General features: G+C 61.8%; 16 protein-coding genes. 8 read left to right on the top strand and 8 right to left on the bottom strand.

Features of this window, described 5'->3' with window-relative positions:
- Positions 1-184: 184 nt before the first annotated feature.
- The 3 genes from JCM17207_RS05730 to JCM17207_RS05720 all read right to left on the bottom strand — a co-directional run bounded on the left by JCM17207_RS05730 (position 185) and on the right by JCM17207_RS05720 (position 5131).
- Positions 185-1471, bottom strand: a complete 1287-nt coding sequence (locus JCM17207_RS05730; protein ID WP_238316667.1) for a diaminopimelate decarboxylase — start codon at positions 1469-1471, stop codon at positions 185-187.
- Positions 1472-1549: 78 nt separating this feature from the next.
- Positions 1550-3445: a nucleoside-diphosphate sugar epimerase/dehydratase gene (locus JCM17207_RS05725; protein WP_238316666.1), complete on the bottom strand. Its 1896-nt coding sequence runs from the start codon at positions 3443-3445 to the stop codon at positions 1550-1552.
- Between the two features lie 90 nt (positions 3446-3535).
- Entirely contained in the window at positions 3536-5131 is a 1596-nt protein-coding gene (locus JCM17207_RS05720; protein ID WP_238316665.1) for an oligosaccharide flippase family protein, read from the bottom strand.
- Positions 5132-5340: 209 nt separating this feature from the next.
- Here JCM17207_RS05720 and JCM17207_RS05715 point away from each other — a divergent pair, with 209 nt between their 5' ends.
- The 3 genes from JCM17207_RS05715 to JCM17207_RS05705 all read left to right on the top strand — a co-directional run bounded on the left by JCM17207_RS05715 (position 5341) and on the right by JCM17207_RS05705 (position 8744).
- Complete coding sequence (locus JCM17207_RS05715; protein ID WP_238316664.1) at positions 5341-6165, top strand: Mrp/NBP35 family ATP-binding protein; 825 nt, start codon at positions 5341-5343, stop codon at positions 6163-6165.
- A 445-nt stretch (positions 6166-6610) separates the two neighbouring features.
- Complete coding sequence (gene gdhA / locus JCM17207_RS05710) at positions 6611-7963, top strand: NADP-specific glutamate dehydrogenase (protein WP_238316663.1); 1353 nt, start codon at positions 6611-6613, stop codon at positions 7961-7963.
- A 280-nt stretch (positions 7964-8243) separates the two neighbouring features.
- The gene (locus JCM17207_RS05705; RefSeq protein ID WP_238316662.1) at positions 8244-8744 is read left to right on the top strand and encodes a pyridoxamine 5'-phosphate oxidase family protein; all 501 of its coding nucleotides are present in this window, start codon (positions 8244-8246) and stop codon (positions 8742-8744) included.
- A 94-nt stretch (positions 8745-8838) separates the two neighbouring features.
- Here JCM17207_RS05705 and JCM17207_RS05700 read toward each other — a convergent pair whose 3' ends face one another.
- Both JCM17207_RS05700 and JCM17207_RS05695 read right to left on the bottom strand, forming a co-directional pair.
- Positions 8839-10020, bottom strand: a complete 1182-nt coding sequence (locus JCM17207_RS05700; protein ID WP_238316661.1) for an FprA family A-type flavoprotein — start codon at positions 10018-10020, stop codon at positions 8839-8841.
- A gap of 108 nt (positions 10021-10128) precedes the next feature.
- Positions 10129-11496: a DNA recombination protein RmuC gene (locus tag JCM17207_RS05695; RefSeq protein ID WP_238316660.1), complete on the bottom strand. Its 1368-nt coding sequence runs from the start codon at positions 11494-11496 to the stop codon at positions 10129-10131.
- Between the two features lie 173 nt (positions 11497-11669).
- Between JCM17207_RS05695 and JCM17207_RS05690 the strand changes: the two genes are divergently transcribed.
- The 3 genes from JCM17207_RS05690 to JCM17207_RS05680 all read left to right on the top strand — a co-directional run bounded on the left by JCM17207_RS05690 (position 11670) and on the right by JCM17207_RS05680 (position 13903).
- Positions 11670-12473 (top strand): histidinol-phosphatase, encoded by an 804-nt coding sequence (locus JCM17207_RS05690; protein WP_238316659.1) that lies wholly within the window; start codon positions 11670-11672, stop codon positions 12471-12473.
- A 102-nt stretch (positions 12474-12575) separates the two neighbouring features.
- On the top strand, positions 12576-13352 hold the full coding sequence (locus JCM17207_RS05685; RefSeq protein ID WP_238316658.1) for a DUF975 family protein: 777 nt from the start codon (positions 12576-12578) through the stop codon (positions 13350-13352).
- A 32-nt stretch (positions 13353-13384) separates the two neighbouring features.
- Complete coding sequence (locus JCM17207_RS05680; protein ID WP_238316657.1) at positions 13385-13903, top strand: GNAT family N-acetyltransferase; 519 nt, start codon at positions 13385-13387, stop codon at positions 13901-13903.
- 87 nt (positions 13904-13990) lie between these two features.
- Here JCM17207_RS05680 and JCM17207_RS05675 read toward each other — a convergent pair whose 3' ends face one another.
- The 3 genes from JCM17207_RS05675 to JCM17207_RS05665 form a co-directional block, all read right to left on the bottom strand.
- Positions 13991-14491 (bottom strand): HD domain-containing protein, encoded by a 501-nt coding sequence (locus tag JCM17207_RS05675; protein ID WP_238316656.1) that lies wholly within the window; start codon positions 14489-14491, stop codon positions 13991-13993.
- Between the two features lie 53 nt (positions 14492-14544).
- On the bottom strand, positions 14545-14985 hold the full coding sequence (locus tag JCM17207_RS05670; protein ID WP_238316655.1) for a hypothetical protein: 441 nt from the start codon (positions 14983-14985) through the stop codon (positions 14545-14547).
- Between the two features lie 120 nt (positions 14986-15105).
- Positions 15106-15612, bottom strand: a complete 507-nt coding sequence (locus JCM17207_RS05665) for a C-GCAxxG-C-C family protein (RefSeq protein ID WP_238316654.1) — start codon at positions 15610-15612, stop codon at positions 15106-15108.
- Between the two features lie 217 nt (positions 15613-15829).
- Between JCM17207_RS05665 and htpG the strand changes: the two genes are divergently transcribed.
- Positions 15830-17758, top strand: coding sequence for a molecular chaperone HtpG (gene htpG / locus JCM17207_RS05660; RefSeq protein ID WP_238316653.1), 1929 nt, complete (start codon positions 15830-15832; stop codon positions 17756-17758).
- A gap of 85 nt (positions 17759-17843) precedes the next feature.
- Positions 17844-18965 (top strand): 5-bromo-4-chloroindolyl phosphate hydrolysis family protein, encoded by a 1122-nt coding sequence (locus tag JCM17207_RS05655; protein WP_238316652.1) that lies wholly within the window; start codon positions 17844-17846, stop codon positions 18963-18965.
- Positions 18966-19296: the final 331 nt, after the last annotated feature.

Raw genomic sequence — 19296 nt, 5'->3', positions numbered from 1 at the left:
ACATCCACTTCTATAACCACGAGCGGCTCCAGACAAAGACTGGCCTGGCTCCGCTCTCGCTTCGCCAGGCCAGTCTTTGATTCGTTTACTTCTACCCCTTGCAGGCCTCTTTTTTGTACTGTCCGCACAATATGGGGCGGTTCAGCCAGGGGAGGCTGTTTTCTATGTCGTTATGGGGTTAAAATCAATCCTCGAAGAACTGCTTCATGCAGGGGAGGAAATCCAGGGTGGCGAAATAATCCCGGGGGGTCTCGGCCCGGCGGATCAGCCGGTGGCTGCCGTCCTCGCAGAGGAGCACCTCGGCGCTGCGCAATTTGCCGTTGTAGTTGTAGCCCATGGCCGAGCCGTGGGCGCCGGTATCGTGGATATAGACCAGGTCCCCGATCTCGATCTTGGGGAGCATCCGGTCAATGGCGAACTTGTCGTTGTTCTCGCACAGGCCGCCCACCACGTCGTACTTGTGGTCGCAGGGGGCGTCCTCCTTGCCCAGCACGGTGATGTGGTGGTAAGCGCCGTACATGGCGGGGCGCATCAGGTTGGCGGCGCAGGCGTCCAGACCGATATACTCCTTATAGATGTGCTTCTCGTGGATGGCGGTGGCCACCAGAGCGCCATAGGGGCCGGTGGTGAAGCGGCCCATCTCGCTGAAGATGGCCACATCCCCCATGCCGGCGGGGACCAGGATCTCCTCGAACTTCTTGCGGACCCCCTCGCCGATGGCCATGATATCATTTTCCTTCTGGTCGGGGCGGTAGGGGATACCCACGCCGCCGGACAGGTTGATATAGGCGATGTGGGCGCCGGTGGCCTTCTGGACCCGGACGGCCAGCTGGAACAGGATGCCCGCCAGCTCGGGGTAGTACTCGTCCGAGATGGTGTTGGAGGCCAGGAAGGCGTGGATGCCAAACTTCTTGGCGCCCTTTTTCATCAGCTTTTTATAGCTGTCGATCATCTGCTCCTCGGTCATGCCGTACTTGGCGTCGCCGGGCTTGTCCATGACCTGGAAGCCCTCTTCGCTCTCCCCCAGCTGGAAGGTCCCGCCGGGGTTATAGCGACAAAAGATGGCCTCGGGAATACCCGCCACCCGGTCCAGGAAATCCACCATGGTGGCGTCGTCCAGGTTGATGTAGGCGCCCAGCTCGTGAGCCTTCTTCATATCCTCCACCGGGGTCTGGTTGGAGGAGAACATGATCTCCTCGCCGGTAAAGCCGCAGGCCTCGCTGAGCATCAGCTCGGTCAGGGAGGAGCAGTCCACGCCGCAGCCCTCCTCCCGCAGGATCTGGAGGATCACGGGGTTGGGCAGGGCCTTGACGGCGAAATACTCCTTAAAGCCCTTGTTCCAGCTGAAGGCCTTGTTGATCCGGCGGACGTTTTCGCGGATGCCCTTCTCGTCGTAGATGTGGAAGGGGGTGGGCACGTCGGGCAGAATCTCCTGCACCTGGGCCTCGGTCACAAAAGGTTTCTTTTCCATTGCGATATACTTCCTCTCTCTATGGTTGGGTCTAGGCTGCCGCCGGGGCGGGCCTGCCAGGGCCCGGCCCGGGGCCGGTCACTTTTTCAGGGAGTCCCGCACCGGGGTAAAGGTGGGGACGATCTTTTGCAGCTGCTGGACCACCGCCTCGTCGTTGTGGGCGGCAGCGGCGATCAGGTCCTGAAGCTGCTGGTAGAACACTTCCAGGTCGATGTTCCGGGGCGGCGCCACAAAGATCTTGTTGTGCTCGGTGCGGCGCATCTTGTCCTGCTCCTCGTCCATCATCAGCTCTTCGTAGAGCTTTTCGCCGGGGCGCAGGCCCACAATCTTGATCTCGATATCTTTCTCCGGCTCGTAGCCGTAGAAGCGGATCAGCTGCCGGGCCAGATCCATAATCTTCACCGGCTCGCCCATATCCAGGACGTAGATGCTGCCGCTCTCGGCCAGGGCGCCCGCCTGGAGCACCAGCTGGGCCGCCTCGGGAATGGTCATAAAGTACCGCTCGATGTTGGGGTCGGTGAGGGTCACCGGGCCGCCCTGCTTGATCTGAGACTCAAACAGGGGGATAACGCTGCCGTGGCTGCCCAGCACGTTGCCGAACCGGACGGCCACACACTTCATGGTGGTGTTCCGGGCAAAGGTCTGGATCAGCATTTCGCAGATCCGCTTGGTGCAGCCCATGACGCTGGTGGGGTTGACCGCCTTGTCGGTGGAGAGCTGGACCAGCCGCTCCACCCCGTGCTCGCTGGCGCTGGTGAGGAGGTTTTTGGTGCCCACCACGTTGTTTTTCACCGCTTCGGCGGGGCTGACCTCCATCAGAGGCACATGCTTATGGGCTGCGGCGTGGAACACCACCGAGGGGTGATAGGTCTCGAACACCTCATCCAGGCGGTTTTTGTCCCGGATGGAGCCGATCAGCACCGTGATGGGGGCCTCCCGGCCGTACTTGCGCTGGAGCTCCATCTGGAGCTCATAGGCGCAGTTCTCGTATACGTCGAAGATCAGCAGGTGCCCGGGCGAAAAGCGCATCAGCTGGCGGCAGAGCTCGCTGCCGATGCTGCCGCCGCCGCCCGTCACCAGGACGGTCTTGCCCTTGATATAGCCCTCGATCTTGGCGGTATCCAGGGTGACCTCGTCCCGGGAGAGGAAATCCGCGGTGTTCAGCTCACGGAAAGCCCGCTGGGGGGCTGCCCCGCCCCCGATGGACTGGGGGTCACTGAGGATCTGCACCTTGCGGTGGGTAGAGACGCACAGGTCGATGATATGATTCAGCCGGCTGCCCCGCAGGGTGGGGATGGCGATGATGATGCCGTAGATGTTATACTTCTGGCACAGCTCGGGGATATCCTCCAGCGGGCCCCGCACCGGCACCCCGTGAAGGGTCTGGTTCCACTTGGCCGGGTTGTCGTCCACCGCCACCACCGGACGGCCGTAGACCGAATTGGTCTTGCAGACGTTGATGGCCCAGGCCCCGGCCTCGCCCGCGCCCACGATCATCATGGGGCGGTTGGGGTCGTTGGAACTGCGGCCCCGCAGCCCCTCCCCCAGCGGATGGTTGAGGAAGAGCCGCCAGGCCAAACGGGTGCCGCCCACCATCAGCAGGATCAAAATGGAGGCGATGCAGTTGGCCGAGTTGAACAGCACGCCGTGGATCAGATACCGGTTAACGAGATACACCAGCCCGGTGGAGACGGCGATCATGCCGCCCAGGCGGATCAGATCCCGCTCCCCCGCGTACTTCCACAGGATGGAATAGAGCCCTCCCGCCAGGAAGACCCCCATATAAATGGCCACAATCCAGGGCAGGTGCTTATAAAGCAAGCCCAGGTTGTGGGGCCACCAGCCCGCTTCGGGCGCGCCGTCGGCCCGCAGCAGCAGGCCCAGATAGAAGCAAAAGGCCACGATCGCCGCGTCCATCACGAACAGGAACGCCCGGCGGCGCAGGATCGGCAGCCATCTTTTCTTTTTTTCCACGAGAAATCCTCTTTGTCTTGGGGTGCGGTTTCCGCGCCCTTTTTTTACGGCCCGGCCACCGGCAGAGCCGATGGACAAACACATTGTTTATTATACTCTGTTTTGGGCTGGCTGTCCAGATTTTTCCGCAGGTGGATGGAATTTCCTCTCCCGGGGGCGCAGATCCCGCAATTCCCGGCCCAGCCCCAAAGGCCAGGCCACCGCGAGACACACCACCGACATTCCCCCGGCCCCCGCCGCCAGCACCAAAAGCTGAAGTCCCCGGCTGCCCGCCAGCAGCCCGCCGAGCCCCCGGCGGAGCCCCAGCCCCGCCAGCGCCGAAGCTCCCGCCGCCAGCAAAGGCCTGCCCAGCCAGCGGGTCGGGTGGGTGCGCAGCCGGGTGACGGCCAGCAGCCGCCGGGTGTTGGCCACACAGGTATAGAGACTGGACATCAGGATGACGAATAAAAGGCCCTTCATCCCGAACCGGGGGATCAGCAGGGCCACCCCCGCGATCCGCAGGATGGAATCCCACACACTGTACCGGAAGGTGGCTTTCTGCTCCCCGATCCCCTTCATGGCGCCGTCCACCATACTCTCAAGATAGAGCAGCGGCATGGCCGGGGCCAAAACCTCGAGATAAAACCCCGCCTCGCTGCTGCCGTAGAGGGCCTGGGTGAGGGGCTGCCCCCACACCAGAAAGATTGCGCCGATCCAGAGGGAAAAATACATGGTGATCTGGAGCATCCGGCCCAAAAGCTGCTCCATCCGGCGTTTGTCCCCCCGGATGTGGGTCTGGGTGATCTCGGGCATCAGCAGCACCCCCAGGCTGCCCAGCAGCCCAAAGGGGAAGTTCATCAAAGGCAGGGCCATCCCTTTCAGGTTGCCGTACTGGGTCACGGCGGCGCTCCGGCCCCCGGCGTCCCACAGAAAAACCGCCAGGCAGGCGGGCACCAGCATATTTTCCGCTGTGTGGAGGGCGCTGGCCAGACACCGCCCGCCCCCCACCGGCCAGAGGATCTCCCAGATCCGCCGGGCCGGGGCCTGGGGCCGGGCCGGGGGCAGACCGCCGAAGCACCGGGCCGCCTCCCGCCGGTAAAAGATCCCCATCACCAGGGCCGAGACCGCCTCGCTGGCAGCGGTGGCCCCCATGACCACGGCGCAGCGGGCCCCCACGTCCAGCCCGGCGGTTCGTTCCAGGGCCAGAACCATGGTGCTGATTCGTACCAGCTGTTCGATCATCTGGCTGGCCACGTTGGGCTGAACCCGCCGCCGGGCCACGAAAAACCCCCGCAGCACCGCCGACACCGCCATGAAGGGCATCCCCAGGGCAGCCGCCCGCAGGGCTGGGGCGGCCCGCAGGTCCCCCAGCCAGTACTGAGCGGCCAGCCCCGCCAGGCCCAGCTGGGCCGCCGAGGCAATGAGACCCAGCCCCGCCGCCAGACCAGCCAGACGGCCCAGCATCCCCCGGGCATAGGCCGGGCCCCGCTCCAGCTCCTCGGCCAACAAACGGGTGGCCGCCACCGACACCCCGGCGGTGGCCAGAGTGACAAACAGGCCATAGACCGCCAGCACCAGCTGGTACAGGCCCATCCCCTTGCCCCCCAGGGCGTTGGCCAGATAGATCCGCAGGCCCATCCCCGCCAGACGGAGCAGCACATCCGACACCGTCAGCAGGGCCGCATTCTTGAGATAACTCGGCCGCATCCCGCGCCCCCTCCCCTTTTGTCTGCGATTCGTTCCAGAATATGCACGCCGGTGCGGGAAATATGCCGCCCCGGGGTGCCTTGTATCCGGCGTCGGTTTGTGATAAGATAAGTTCGTGTCCGGCAGGGCGCGCCCCCGCGCCCCGATCCGTTTTTGAAAATGAATAGGAGGAAGCGCGTTCTGCCCCCGGCGGGCGCGCGAAGCAAACAATGAGCGAAACTTGCAATCACGACTGCTCCAGCTGCGGGCAGGACTGTGCATCCCGGCAGGCCCCTCAGCACGAGGCCCCCAACCCCAACAGCCGGGTTAAAAAGGTGATCGGCGTCGTCTCCGGCAAGGGCGGCGTCGGCAAGAGCATGACCAGCGCCCTGCTGGCCTGCGCCATGCGCCGCCGCGGTTACCACTGCGGCATCCTGGACGCCGACATCACCGGCCCGTCCATCCCCAAGCTGTTCGGCATCCATGGCCGGGCCATGGCCGACGACAAGGGCTGCTGGCCTATCCAGAGCCGGATGGGCATTGACGTCATGAGCATCAACCTTCTGGTGGAGAACGAGGAGGACCCCGTGGTCTGGCGCGGCCCGGTCATCGCGGGCGCCGTCAAGCAGTTCTGGACCGACGTGGTCTGGAAGGACGTGGACTTCCTCTTCGTGGATATGCCTCCGGGAACCGGCGACGTGCCCCTGACCGTCTTCCAGAGCCTGCCGGTGGACGGCATCGTGGTGGTCGCCAGCCCCCAGGAGCTGGTCAGCATGATCGTGGCCAAGGCCGTCAACATGGCCCAGATGATGAAGATTCCCATGCTGGGCATTGTAGAGAACATGAGCTACCTCATCTGCCCCGACTGCGGCAAGCACATCTCCCTCTTCGGCGAGAGCCACGTGGAGGAGGTCGCAGCCAAGCACGGCCTGACCGTCCTGGCCAAGATGCCCATTGACCCCGAGCTGGCAAAGCTGGCTGACAACGGCTGCATCGAAAACTACGGCGGCGACTACCTCTCCGGCGCTGCCGACGCCATCGAAAAGCTGCTGTAAGAGCCCCGGCTCGCCCCGGATTTTTGTCCCGGGGCCGCCCGGCGCTGAAAGCTCCGCCCGCCCCCTAAACCGGGGCGGGCTTTTTTGCGGGCGGACGGGGGCGAAAAGCATACTTTTTCATTCTTTTTCAAAGTGCTTCACGACTTTAAATCATAAAGTGAATCCTTGTTTTTTTATTTCTGTTTTGTTTTTATGAAGTTGTCCAGTCTTTTTATCTGTTTTTTTTAATTTTTATCGCGTTTTTCTATTGTCAAACAGGGGCCAAAGATTTATAATAATAACGCGCCCTGCAAGATGGCAGGGGCTGGTAAATGAGGCTGGCTTTGGTCCGGTGCTTCGCGGCAAAGGGGGTTTACCCCGCCGCAGGACGGCTGTATAGGAGCCGTCGAAAGGGGTGGCCCGGCAGATGGTACCCGCCTCCAAGATTGGGAAAAGGAGAATACTTATGCTGACGAATGAATATCTGAAGCGTGTCTACGACGGCCTGGCTCAGCGCAACGCTCACGAGCCCGAGTTCCTGCAGGCAGTCCGTGAGGTCCTGGAGAGCATCCAGCCCCTGGTGGAGAAGCACCCCGAGTACGAGAAGGCCGGCCTGATCGAGCGGATGGTCGAGCCCGAGCGGATCATCACCTTCCGTGTGCCCTGGGTCGACGACCAGGGCAAGGTCCAGGTCAACCGCGGCTACCGCGTCCAGTTCAACAGCGCCATCGGCCCCTACAAGGGCGGCCTGCGGTTCCACCCCTCTGTCAACCAGAGCATCCTGAAGTTTCTGGGCTTTGAGCAGATCTTCAAGAACAGCCTGACCACCCTGCCCATGGGCGGCGGCAAGGGCGGCTCCGACTTCGACCCCAAGGGCAAGAGCGACATGGAAGTCATGCGCTTCTGCCAGAGCTTTATGACCGAGCTGTACCGCCACATCGGCCAGTTCGTGGACTGCCCCGCCGGTGACATCGGCGTCGGCGGCCGCGAGGTTGGCTACATGTTCGGCCAGTACAAGCGGCTGACCAACAGCTTCCAGGGCGGCATGATCACCGGCAAGGGCCTGACCTTCGGCGGTTCTCTGGCCCGCACCGAGGCCACCGGCTACGGCCTGTGCTACTTCACCGCCGAGGCTCTGAAGTGCATGCGGAACGACAGCTTTGAGGGCAAGACCGTGGTCATCTCCGGTTCCGGCAACGTGGCCATCTACGCCTGCGAGAAGGCCACCCAGCTGGGCGGCAAGGTCGTGACCATGAGCGACTCCAACGGCTACGTCTACGACCCCAACGGCATCGACCTGGCCTACGTCAAGGACCTGAAGGAGGTCCGCCGCGGCCGGATCAAGGAGTACGCCGAGACCCACCCCGGCACCACCTATGTGGCCGATTGCAGCAAGGTCTGGGAGGTCCCCTGCGATATCGCCCTGCCCTGCGCTACCCAGAACGAAATCAATAAGGAGTCCGCTGAGGCCCTGGTGAAGAATGGCTGCACCGTGGTCTGCGAGGGCGCCAACATGCCCAGCACCCCCGAGGCCATCGAGGTCTACCTGGCCAACGGTGTCCTGTACGGACCCGCCAAGGCCACCAACGCAGGCGGCGTGGCTACCTCCGGCCTGGAGATGAGCCAGAACAGCGAGCGCCTGAGCTGGACCTTCGAGGAGGTCGACGCCAAGCTGAAGGGCATCATGGAGGGCATCTTCCACGCCAGCTACGACGCTTCCGTCGCCGCCGGCGCCGAGGGCAACCTGATGGTGGGCGCCAACTGCGCCGGCTTCCTGAAGGTGGCCACCGCCATGATGGCACAGGGCATCACCTACTAAGCGAGCTTTTTCTCTGATTTTTCTTCCTTCTTGTTCTCCTGTACAACCAAAGGCCGCGCCTTCCGGGGCGCGGCCTTTTTTGTGCACTTGGGCGATTCTCTCCCCTGATTTTCCGAAAAAGTCACACTTTTTACAGAAAAATCCTCTCCGGTATTGTCAACGAATGTCGGATCGTATAGAATAAAATTGGAATTGTACGCCGTGCCTTCGGGCCGGTCCCACACACGCCCGACAGGGCTGCCTCCGGCGGTCCCTGCCTGGCCCAACAAGGAGAACCATCATGAAAAAGTTTTTGATCGTTTTGACTAGCCTCATCCTCATGTTCAGCCTGACCGCCTGCAGCTCTGCAAAACAGGTCACCGCCACCACCGACCAGACCTCCACCCCCAGCCAGACCACCAACCTCTACACCAACCTGGACCAGCCCGCCCTGATGGAGGCCATCCGCCAGTACCAGGGCGTCTGCACCGTCTCCACTGTCAACGCTGACGGCACCCCCAACCTGGCCGTCTTTGTGCCGGGGGCTGTGGGGGACGAGTATGTGGTCTTTGGCTGGGCCGAGAACGCCACCAAGGCCAACGTCCTGCGGGATAAAAAGGCCGTCATGAGCTACGACATCGTCAACCTGGCCGCCGAGGAAAAGACCGGCCGCCACACCGGCGCCATTGTCAAGCTAGAACTGGTGGAGGACGAGAAGGTCCTGGAAGAGCTGAAAGCCGAAGGCTCCATCTCGGATTACAGCGTCCTGCTCAAGATTACCGAGGTCCTGCCCATCGGCTGATCCCCTTTTCCAGCAAAATCACAGCAGAAAACCCCCGGCCCCAGGAGCTTACTCCCAGGGCCGGGGGCCTTTTGTTTTGGTTTTGGTTTTGGTTTTACTTTGCCAGCAGCTCGGCGGCCAGGGCGTCCATCTGGGCGGCGGAGGCGTCGTTCATGGCGCTGCGGATGGTCACCACGTTCTCGCAGAGGGTGATGTTCTTCATCCCCTCCAGCTCGGCCCGCATCAGCTTGGCGGCCATGGGGGCCCAGGTGCCGTTCTCCATCAGGGCCACCGTCCGCTTCTGGAAGTTCTTGGTCTTGAGGTGGGCCAGCAGATTCTCCATCGGCGGGAAGAGGAAGCCGTCGTATGTAGCGCAGGCCAGAACCATCTTGCCGCAGCGGAAGGCCTCGGTCACCGCATAGGAGACATCCACACGGGTCAGGTCGATCTCCACCACCTTGGCGCCGCCGGCCCGCAGCTTGTCCGCCATGGCGTGAGCGGCAGCCCGGGTGTGGCCGTGGATGGAAGCGCTGGCCACCAGGATCTTCTCGGGCTCCTCGGCCTCGTAGCTGGACCAGGTGTTATAGAGCTCGAAATACCGGCTCAGGTCCCCGGTCAGGACAGGGCCGTGGAGGGGGCAAATGGTCCGGATGTCCAGGGTGGCGGCCTTTTTCAGCAGGGCCTGCACCTGGGGGCCGTATTTGCCCACAATGTTCAGGTAATAGCGGCGGGCTTCGGAGGCCCAATCGGCCTTCTCGTCGAAGCGGGCCACCGCGCCGAACCGGCCGAAGCCGTCGGCGGAGAAGAGGACCTTCTCGCTAGACTCATAGCTCACCATGACCTCGGGCCAGTGGACCATGGGGGCAAAGGCAAAGGTCAGGCAGTGGCTTCCCAGGGGCAGGGTGTCCCCCTCCTTGACGGTGAGGCGGCGGTCCGCTGTCACAAAGTCAGGGCCGAAGAACTGGTCCAGGAAGGCGAAGGTCTTGGCGTTGCCCACCACCTGCATGGCGGGGTACTGAGCCGCCAGGGCCGCCACGTTGGCGGCGTGGTCGGGCTCCACATGGGAGACCACCAGATAATCGGGGGTCCGGCCGTTCAGGGCCTCGGTCAGATTCTCCTTCCAGGGGTCGGTGGCCCGGGCGTCCACCGTATCCATGACGGCGACTTTTTCGTCCAGGATCACATAGGAGTTGTAGCTGACGCCGGTGGGCACCGGGTACTGGCTCTCGAAGAGATCCAGGGTGGTGTCATCCACGCCAATGCCCAGGATGGTATCGGTCACTTTTTTTACGCACATGGCAAAGCACTTCCTTCTTTATAAATATCTGCCTGTATCAAATCATCCGCTGCTGCGGCCAAAAATTATCAGGAACAATTTTCATAATAGCATACTGCCCCTGGGAAATCAATCCTCCCAGCCATTTTCCTCCCCGGCAGTTTCGGGCAGCCGGGCCCGGACCGGGCCGCCGGGTTCGGCGTCCAGTTCCAGCAGAGCCGCGGCAGCGGGTTCGTCCAGGGACTGCACCGCCCGCAGCTTCCGGTTGATGGCCCGGGTCCGCACCCCGATCAGCCGGTCCAGCTCCTCGTCGGTCTGGCGCAGCCGCTCCTGCATCTTGCCCAGGCCCTGGCCGAACTTCTCGAACTCGGTCTTGACGGCGCCCAGCACCTGCCAGACCTCGCTGGAACGCTTCTGGATGGCCAGGGTCTTAAAGCCCATTTGCAGGCTGTTCAGCAGGGCCGCCATGGTGCTGGGGCCCGCCACGTTGACCTGATATTCCCGCTGCAATGCCTCCAGCAGGCCGCTGTTCACCACCTCGGCATAGAGGCCCTCAAAGGGCAGAAACAGGATGCCGAAAGCGGTGGTATAGGGGGGCTCCACATATTTCTGGCGGATGTCCTTGGCCTCGGAGCGGATCACCTGTTCCAGGGCGCGGCGGGCGTCCGCCACCGCCTTGGGGTCGCCGGAGGCCGCCGCCTCCTGCAAGTGGGCATAGGTATCCCCTGGGAACTTGGAGTCGATGGGCAGCCAGACGGTGCCCCCGTCCACTCCCGGCAGTTTGACAGCAAACTCCACCCGCTGGGTGGAACCGGGGATGGTGGCCACGTTGGTGTCGTACTGTTCGGGGGCCAGAATCTCTTCCAGGATGGCCCCCAGCTGGATCTCCCCCAGGATGCCCCGGGTCTTGACGCCGGAGAGCACCTGTTTCAGCCCGCCCACGTCGGCGGCCAGGTTCTGCATCTCGCCCAGGCCCTTGTAGACCTGTTCCAGCTGGGCGTTGACCGCCTGGAAACTCTCGGTCACCCGCTTTTGCAGCGCGTCCTGGAGCTGCTCGTCCACCGTGTGGCGGATCTCGTCCAGTTTCCGGGCGTTCTCGGCCTGGAGGGCAGCCAGACTCTCGGCCAGGGTGCGGCGCATTTCGGCCAGCTTCTGCTCGTTGGTCAATTCCAGGCTTTGGAGCCGCCGTTCCAGGGTTTTCTGCTGGGCGGCCTGGCTGTTCGTCATCAGGCTGCCGATCCCCTGCACCGAGCTCTGGAGGGTCTCGCCCACCCCACGAACGGCGGTATAGGTCTGGTCCGCCAGAGCGGCCTGGCTGGCCCGCAGGCGGCGGTCGTATTCCTCGGACTGAGCCGCCAGACGCTGGTCCAGCCAGTCTTCCAGCTCTTCCCTCTGCCGGGCCGGGGAGCTGCCGAAGCTCCGCACAAGCAGCGCCACCAGCAGCACATCCCCCGCCAGCAGCAAAACCAGATACAACACCGAAAGAAATTGCTCCATAGTCTCCCCCATCATAAGAAAAGCGCCGTTTGCAATCCGGGCCAAACCGCGCTATAATAGGAACCCCGCTTTCCCCCGCGCCGAAAGGCCGGGCCGGGTCTACCTGTTATTTTACCACAGCGCACCCCATTGTCAAAACAATTTTGCGCTCTGTTTTGAGAGGAGTTTCCCCTATGGCTTCCACCTCCATTCTGGCCAACTACCACACCCATACCCCCCTGTGCAACCACGCCGAGGGCAGCCCCGAAACCTACATCCAGACCGCCCTTCGCTGCGGTTATCAGGTGCTGGGTTTTGCAGATCACACCCCCTGGCGGTACAAAAACCCCGACTTTGTGAGCCGGATCCGGATGACCCCCGACCTGCTGGAGCTGTATGTCTCCTCCCTGCGGCAGCTGGGGCAGAAGTACGCCGGACAGCTGCACCTGCACATCGGGCTGGAAGCGGAATATTTCCCCGATTACATGGGCTGGCTGCTGGAAGAAAAGGAGCGGCTGGGCATCGAATACCTGATCTTTGGCTGCCACTACGACCGCACCGACGAGGGTGGGCTCTACTTTGGCCGCTCGGCCGGGGCCGGGGACTTTAAACGGTATACCGATCTGGCCATCGCCGGGATGGAGACCGGGGCCTACTGCTGCCTGGCCCACCCCGACCTGTTTTTAAACAATTACCCCGCCTTCGACGCCGACGCCAGGGCAGCCAGCCGGGCCATCTGTGAGGCGGCTACACAGCTGGATATCCCCCTGGAATACAATATGGCGGGCCCCACCCGCCGGAATCTGGCCGCCGGACGGCTGGGCTACACCACCCCGGAGTTCTGGCAGGTGGCCGCCGAATACCCGGTCAAGGTGATTCTGGGCTGCGACGCCCACCGCCCCGCCGAGCTGAACCAGGTGGCCGGGATGGCCCGCTGCCGTGAGAAACTCCGGCAGATGGGCTTGACGGTGCTGGACACCCTGCCCGGGCTGGAATAATCCCCCGCCGGGCGGATTGTGCTTTGCCCCCGGATCTGGTATACTGAAAGTAAAGCGTATTTGTATATTTATAACGTTCGGATGGATAAGGAGGTTTCCCTTATGTGGACCTGTTCCCTTTTAAAGACCAACGCGAAAAACGTCCTGAGCCGGAGCTACTGGCGGGTGTTCGCCGTCTGCGCCGTGGCGCTGCTGCTCACCGGCGGGCTGAACATCCAGTATAATTCGGGCTCGGGTCAGGCTGAGTCCCTGCCCGAACAGGTGGGCCAGGTGGCAGGCAACAGCGTTCTGCTGGGCTTTGCCCTGAACATTCTGTTGCCCCTGGGCATCCTGGTGGGGCTTTTGATCCTGCTGGCGACCACGGTGGGCTGGAGCATCTTCTTCGGCCCGGTGGTGGAAGTGGGCTGGTGCCGGTACATGATCCGGAACCGGAGCGAAACGCCGGAGTTCACCACCCTGTTTTCCGCCTTTGGGCCCGGCTACTGGAACGTGGTGGCCGCCCGTTTTTATGCCAACCTGCGGATCTTCCTCTTCACCCTGCTGCTGGTGGTGCCCGGCGTCATCAAGGGCTATGAATACCGCCTGGTGCCCTATCTGCTGGCCGAGAACCCCGGGATGGCCCCGGCCCGGGCCGCAGAGCTGAGCAGCCTGATCACCACCGGTGAAAAGTGGAATATGTTTATTCTGGACCTCTCCTTCATCGGCTGGCGGATCCTGGGCGCTCTCCTGTTCGGGCTGGGCAACCTGTTTGTGGAGCCCTATTACCAGGCCACCTTTGCCGAACTGTACGCTGCCCTGCGGACCAAGGCCATCGCACAAGGGTATACCAACGAGGCCGAGCTGCGGGGTTCCATCGGGCCCTTCGACCACGATTTCTAAAAACGGAGGGAACGCTCTCCCCTGATGAACCAATGAGTGAAATGTTGATCCGGCCCATGCGGCCGGAGGATTGGAAAGCCGTATCCAAAATTTATAAAGAGGGCATCGACACCGAGCACGCCACCTTCCAGACCGACTGCCCGCCCTATTCTGCCTGGGACGCCTCCCACATCAAGGAGTGCCGTCTGGTGGTGCTGGACGGGGCCCGGATTGCCGGGTGGGCGGTGCTCTCCCGGGTGAATATGCGCTGGTGCTACCGGGGCGTGGCCGAGGTGAGCATCTATGTGGGCGAAGAATTCCGGGGCAAGGGGTTCGGCTATCACCTGCTCTCGGCCCTCTGCCGGGAGGCGGAGCAGGCGGGCTACTGGACCTTGCAGTCCACTGTTTTGCAGGACAACGAAGCCAGCCGCCGGCTCCACACCAAATGCGGGTTCCGGCTGGTGGGCCGGCGGGAGCGGATCGCCCGGGACTGCCATGGCCGCTGGCTGGACACCTACCTGATGGAGCGCCGCTGCCCCGCCGACGAGCCCCCGGGCTACAACCGTCTGTGAGAGTTCACCCAAACCAAAGAATCAAAAACCGGGCCGCCTGTGGTTTTGCCCCACAGACGGCCCGGTTTATTTTGTCTTTATAAAGGCTCAGACGCAGATATCCACGGAATTTTTGTGCCGGAGCATCGACTCAACAATGCAGCAGAATTTATCCGCCAGGCAGACGATCACTGCCTCGCGGCAGGTGGGCATATGGCGGAAGGTCAGGGGCCACATGTGGCTGGAGATGATGTTCTGCTCTTTTTCGCTGATCTGGAAAACCTGCTGGGCATTCTGACAGGCATAGAGCGGGTGGGCAAAGCCGTGCATCTTGAGGATGTTCCGCAGCCCGGTGAAACTGCTCTTGTGGTGCCAGTCGTAGAGGTAGAAATCATGGAGCAGAGCCCCCACGGCCAGGGCGGTCTCGTCGGCGCCCAGATTCAGCCGCCGGTTGAGCCAGAAGCTGACCCGGGCCACATTTTTGCAGTGATCGTATGTAGTCACTGCTCCGTGCTGGATGTAGCTGCGCATCTGCTGCACCTCGGGCTCGGACTCGTACCGCGCCAAGATGGCGCGCAGGCAGCTGCGTTCCGCTTCGGACAGGTTCATGCTTTTCCTCCTGAAAGGCGCCGGACCGGCGCAAAATATCGGTATGTGTTGGATCAGGACCGGAGCTGAATGGGCGCCGAATTGCCGAAGTTCTCGGCCTGGGAGGGGTTGGCCCGCTCAAGGCTCATATCCACCAGGTACTGCACCCCGTCCCCCAGCGCTTCCAGCTCGGCCAGCTTGGCCTGAGCGGCTGCCTCGTCGGGGTACCACTGGAGGAGGAAGAAGTTTTCCGCCTCCACCCCGTAGTAGAGCCACTGGCCGTCGGCCCGCAGAAGGTCGTCCAGATGATCCACCTCGTCCCCGTCCAGAAGGCCCAGGCCCTCTTCGGCGTAGACGCTCTCGGGCTCCACCTGGAGCACCTCGATCACCCGGATGGCGCTCTCGAGGTATTCGTCCTGGGGGATCTTTTTGTCCGAACGCTCCCACCCGGTCAAAAACGCCTGCATCAGCAAACCCTTGACCGAGATTTTCGACGTGTGTTCGTTTAAAGCCATGTCTTTTCCCTCACTTTTTCGGGCGGGGGCTGGCCCCGCGTTTTAGTATACAGCGCACCGGCGGTTTCGTCAATGCGTTTCTGCAAAAAATTTTCGCTGCTGTGACAAAAACGTCCAAAATCAGACTTTGCAGTCGGTTTCATACAGGCTGGGGCTGCACTGGCGCCCTTCGGGGTGGGCAGCGACAAACTCCACACAGAGATCGGCGCACATTCGGCACAGCTCCGGGCAGGGGCGCTTGCGGTAATAGTCCGCCGTCCGCTCCTCGGCCGCGGCGCCGGCCGTGGGGGCCGCCCCCGCTTTGGCCAGCAGCTCCCGGCAGATGATGCTGCCCCCGCCGTTCCGCTGGCGGTAGAGCTCGGCCGCCTCCTGCACCAGGGCATAGATCCGGGATTTGTCTTTCGGGTCAGTGGGGTCGGCGTAGACCAGGCCGATCACCGTCACCACCCCGCTGAAGGCCCCACAGACCTCCCGCATCCGGCCTACCCCGGCTCCAAACCCCGAGGAAAGCCGCAGGGCCATGGCCTCAGATAACCCTAAGTCGGACGCAAAGGCCGCCACCACGCTCTGGCAGCAGTTATACCCTTTCATAAAATAATCATAGGCCGCCTGGCCGTGTCTCGTCATTGCTTGTCCCTCCTGGTGGTCTGGATTCTGCTCTATTGTAGCGCAGCGGGCCCAAAAGGAAAAGGGGATTTCTGAATTTTTTATGAAGGGGCCCGCCGGGGCCTTGATTTTTCCGGCGATTCGGTGTATATTAGCACTCGTAAAGATTGAGTGCTAAGCAGAGGGCTTTGCCCCCCTGCCTTTGGTTTGCAGTATTTTAGGAAAGAGGTTTTGCACTATGGCAATGCAGCAGTTCCAGGCTGAGAGCAAAAAGCTGATGGACCTGATGATCAACTCCATCTATACCAACAAGGAGATCTTCCTGCGGGAGCTGATCTCCAACGCGTCCGACGCCATCGACAAGCTCTATTTCAAGAGCCTGACCGATTCTTCCGTCGGGATGAACAAGGAGGATTTCCGGATCCTCTTGACCCTGGACAAGGACAACCGCATCCTGACCATCTCGGACAACGGCATCGGCATGACCCGGGCCGAACTGGAAGAGAATCTGGGCACCATCGCCCACTCGGGCAGCCTGGACTTTAAACAGGAGAACAAGGACGAGAACATCGACATCATCGGCCAGTTCGGCGTGGGCTTCTACTCCGCCTTTATGGTGGCCGACAAAGTCACCGTTATCTCCCGGGCCTTTGGCAGCGACGAGGCCTGGCAGTGGGAGTCCAGCGGCGTGGAGGGCTACGAGCTGACCCCCGCCGAAAAGGAGACCCCGGGCACTGAGATCATCCTGCACATCAAATCCAATACCGAGACCGAGCAGTACGACAACTTTGTCTCGGAGTACGGCATTGTGGCCATCGTCAAGAAGTACAGCGATTATGTCCGCTACCCCATCCAGATGGAGCGGACCAAGAGCCGCCGCAAACCCGAGCCCGACCCCAAGCCCGAGGACTACACCCCCGAGTGGGAGGAGTACACCGAGCTGGAGACCCTCAACAGCATGATTCCCATCTGGAAGAAGCAGAAGAGCGAGGTCACCGACGAGGAGTACAACAACTTCTATAAAGACAAGTTCAGCGACTACACCGACCCCGCCCGGGTGATCGTCAGCCGCACCGAGGGCACCGCCAACTACAACGCCCTGCTCTTTATCCCCAGCCACCGGCCCTATGACTTCTACACCAAGGAGTATGAGAAGGGTCTGGCCCTCTACGCTTCCGGCGTGCTGATCATGGACAAGTGTGCCGACCTGCTGCCCGATTACTTCAGCTTTGTCAAGGGCATCGTGGACAGCCAGGATCTGAGCCTGAACATCAGCCGCGAGATGCTCCAGAAGGACAGCCAGCTCAAGCTGATCCACAACGCCCTGGAGAAGAAGATCAAAAACGAGCTGAACGCCATGCTGGTCAACGACCGGGCCAAGTACGAGGAATTCTGGAAGGAGTTCGGCCGTCAGATCAAGTTCGGCGTCTACTCCGACTACGGCATGCACGCCGAGCTGCTGCGGGGCCTGCTGCTCTTCTACTCCGCCAAGGAGCAAAAGATGGTCACCCTGGAAGAGTATGTGGAGAAGATGCCCGCCGACCAGAAGTATATCTACTTCGCCGCCGGCGAGTCCGCCGACCGGCTGGCCAAACTGCCCGCCGCCGAACTGGTGCTGGACAAGGGCTATGACCTGCTGCTCCTGACCGAGGACGTGGACGAGTTCTGCCTCCAGATCATGCGCAGCTTCCCCCGGAAGGACGCCGAGGGCAAGGACGGCACCGTGGAGTTCAAGAACATCAACAGCGGTGATCTGGGCCTGGAATCCGAGGAGGAGAAGAAGGCCGCCGAGGATGCCACCGCCGAGAACAAGGCCTTGTTTGACCAGATGAAGGATGCCCTGGCCGACAAGGTCAAGGAGGTTCGGGTCTCCACCCGGCTGAAGGATCACCCGGTCTGCCTGTCGGCGGATGGCCCCCTCTCCATCGAGATGGAGAAGGTTCTGGCCCGTCAGCCCGGCAGCGAGGGGGTCAAGAGCGACAAGGTGCTGGAGCTGAACGCCAACCACCCGGTCTTTGCGGTGCTGAAAGCCGCTCAGGAAGCCGGCGACGTGGCCAAGGTGGAGAATTACAGCCGCCTACTCTACGCCCAGGCTCAGCTGATCGAGGGCCTGCCGGTGGACGATCCCACCGCCTACACCCAGGCTGTCTGCGAATTGATGAAGTAATCCCTTAACAAACCCGCCGTATTCCGCTATAATAGAGTGGAATACGGCTTTTTTTGCGCCCAGCCGCCCGGGAGGAAGTTATATCATGGAACCAAAACGGAAACACTATCTCGCCCAGATCCCCACCATCGTCCTGTTGGTGCTGCTGGGTCTGGCGCCCCAGGCGGCGATCCTCCTGTTTATCCTGCGGGCCATCGACCGCAGCGCCGCCCGCAAGGAGGCCGCCCGCTGGGACCCCCAGATCCAGAACAGCGCCCACCAGACCCCCAATCCGGCCCGGCCGGCCTACACTCCCTACAACTATACTCCCAGCCCGGACGCCCCCACCGCCGAGCAGCGCACCGCCCAGAAGCGGCAGAAGAGCCTCATCAACCTTTGTACCCTGCTGGGAGCTTTCCTGCTCTTTATGGGGCTGGTCTCTCTGGGGGAAGGATTCGACCAGATGACCGCCTTCGGTTCCCTGAAAGAGCTCTTCTCCGGCCTGGCTCAGCTGGTGGGAGGCGGCGGCGCCCTGATTCTCGGGATGCGGATGAAGCAGGCCCGCAAGCTGGAACAGCGGCTGGATAAAGTCGTGGGCAACCGGGACAATATCCCCCTGGCAGAACTCTTCGCCGCCGCCGGGCTGCCCTATGAGCAGGGGCGGAAGCTGCTGGAAAATGCCATCGACCATGGGTACTTCGGCGCGGGGGCCTACATCGATAACCGGACGGATTTTCTGGTGGTGCGGGGGCCCGCCCCCATTCCCGCCCAGCCTCCGAAGGAAGAACCCGCCCCCGAGCCCGGCCAGTACGACGCCATGCTGACCCAATTCCGTCTGCTGGGCCAGGCGGTTGCTAACCCTCTCCTGCGGGCCAAGATCCACCGGTTGGAACAGCTGGCCCAACAAATTTTCACCCTGGCGGAAAAAGACCCCGACAAGGCTCCCCAGCTGAAAAAGTTCACCGAGTATTATCTGCCCACCTCTTTCAAACTGCTGAACACCTACGTTCAGATGGAACACCAGGGCATCCAGGGGGAAAACATCTCGGAGGCCAAGCAGAGCATCGAGCGCTCCATGGACATGCTGATCACCGCCTTCGAGAACCAGCTGGACAAGCTGTTCCAGGCCGACGCCCTGGATGTCTCGGCGGATATCTCGGCCCTGGAAGGGATGCTCAACCTGGACGGTCTGACTGGCAAACAGGATTTCGGCCTGGACAATTCGTAATTTCAAGTCAGCTCTATACAATTTGTATTGATATTTTCCAGGAAAAGCGAGGCCACCCCCCTGCCCTGGGCGGTGGCTCCCCCACGCCACAGGGCTGCGGACGAAAAACAGGTTTTTCAATCTTCTCCTGAAAAGCTCGAAATCAATATCCAGTTTGTAATATACAGCCCAGAAATTACACTTTTTGTCTCCTTGCAGCACCGGAACCTCGGTGCTGTTTTTTTGGGAGGCGGGGGTTTAAGGCTGATTTTCTGGTTTATCCCTGGGGAAAAAACATAAATCGTACTTTTTCCGCATTTCCCGCCCAAAGTCCGTTTTAAATCGCCCGCGT

Origin of the sequence: Faecalibacterium gallinarum, assembly GCF_022180365.1 — a bacterium.
Taxonomy (GTDB): Bacteria; Bacillota; Clostridia; order Oscillospirales; family Ruminococcaceae; genus Faecalibacterium; species Faecalibacterium gallinarum.
This window is presented reverse-complemented; position numbering and strand designations above follow the sequence as displayed.

Coding starts and splice junctions, on each gene's coding strand:
- JCM17207_RS05715 (WP_238316664.1), top strand. CDS start 5,341: ATGAGCGAAACTTGCAATCACGACTGCTCCAGCTGCGGGCAGGACTGT.
- JCM17207_RS05685 (WP_238316658.1), top strand. CDS start 12,576: ATGTGGACCTGTTCCCTTTTAAAGACCAACGCGAAAAACGTCCTGAGC.
- JCM17207_RS05690 (WP_238316659.1), top strand. CDS start 11,670: ATGGCTTCCACCTCCATTCTGGCCAACTACCACACCCATACCCCCCTG.
- JCM17207_RS05655 (WP_238316652.1), top strand. CDS start 17,844: ATGGAACCAAAACGGAAACACTATCTCGCCCAGATCCCCACCATCGTC.
- JCM17207_RS05680 (WP_238316657.1), top strand. CDS start 13,385: ATGAGTGAAATGTTGATCCGGCCCATGCGGCCGGAGGATTGGAAAGCC.
- JCM17207_RS05705 (WP_238316662.1), top strand. CDS start 8,244: ATGAAAAAGTTTTTGATCGTTTTGACTAGCCTCATCCTCATGTTCAGC.
- JCM17207_RS05670 (WP_238316655.1), bottom strand. CDS start 14,985: ATGGCTTTAAACGAACACACGTCGAAAATCTCGGTCAAGGGTTTGCTG.
- JCM17207_RS05665 (WP_238316654.1), bottom strand. CDS start 15,612: ATGACGAGACACGGCCAGGCGGCCTATGATTATTTTATGAAAGGGTAT.
- JCM17207_RS05700 (WP_238316661.1), bottom strand. CDS start 10,020: ATGTGCGTAAAAAAAGTGACCGATACCATCCTGGGCATTGGCGTGGAT.
- JCM17207_RS05695 (WP_238316660.1), bottom strand. CDS start 11,496: ATGGAGCAATTTCTTTCGGTGTTGTATCTGGTTTTGCTGCTGGCGGGG.
- htpG (WP_238316653.1), top strand. CDS start 15,830: ATGGCAATGCAGCAGTTCCAGGCTGAGAGCAAAAAGCTGATGGACCTG.
- JCM17207_RS05720 (WP_238316665.1), bottom strand. CDS start 5,131: ATGCGGCCGAGTTATCTCAAGAATGCGGCCCTGCTGACGGTGTCGGAT.
- JCM17207_RS05675 (WP_238316656.1), bottom strand. CDS start 14,491: ATGAACCTGTCCGAAGCGGAACGCAGCTGCCTGCGCGCCATCTTGGCG.
- JCM17207_RS05730 (WP_238316667.1), bottom strand. CDS start 1,471: ATGGAAAAGAAACCTTTTGTGACCGAGGCCCAGGTGCAGGAGATTCTG.
- gdhA (WP_238316663.1), top strand. CDS start 6,611: ATGCTGACGAATGAATATCTGAAGCGTGTCTACGACGGCCTGGCTCAG.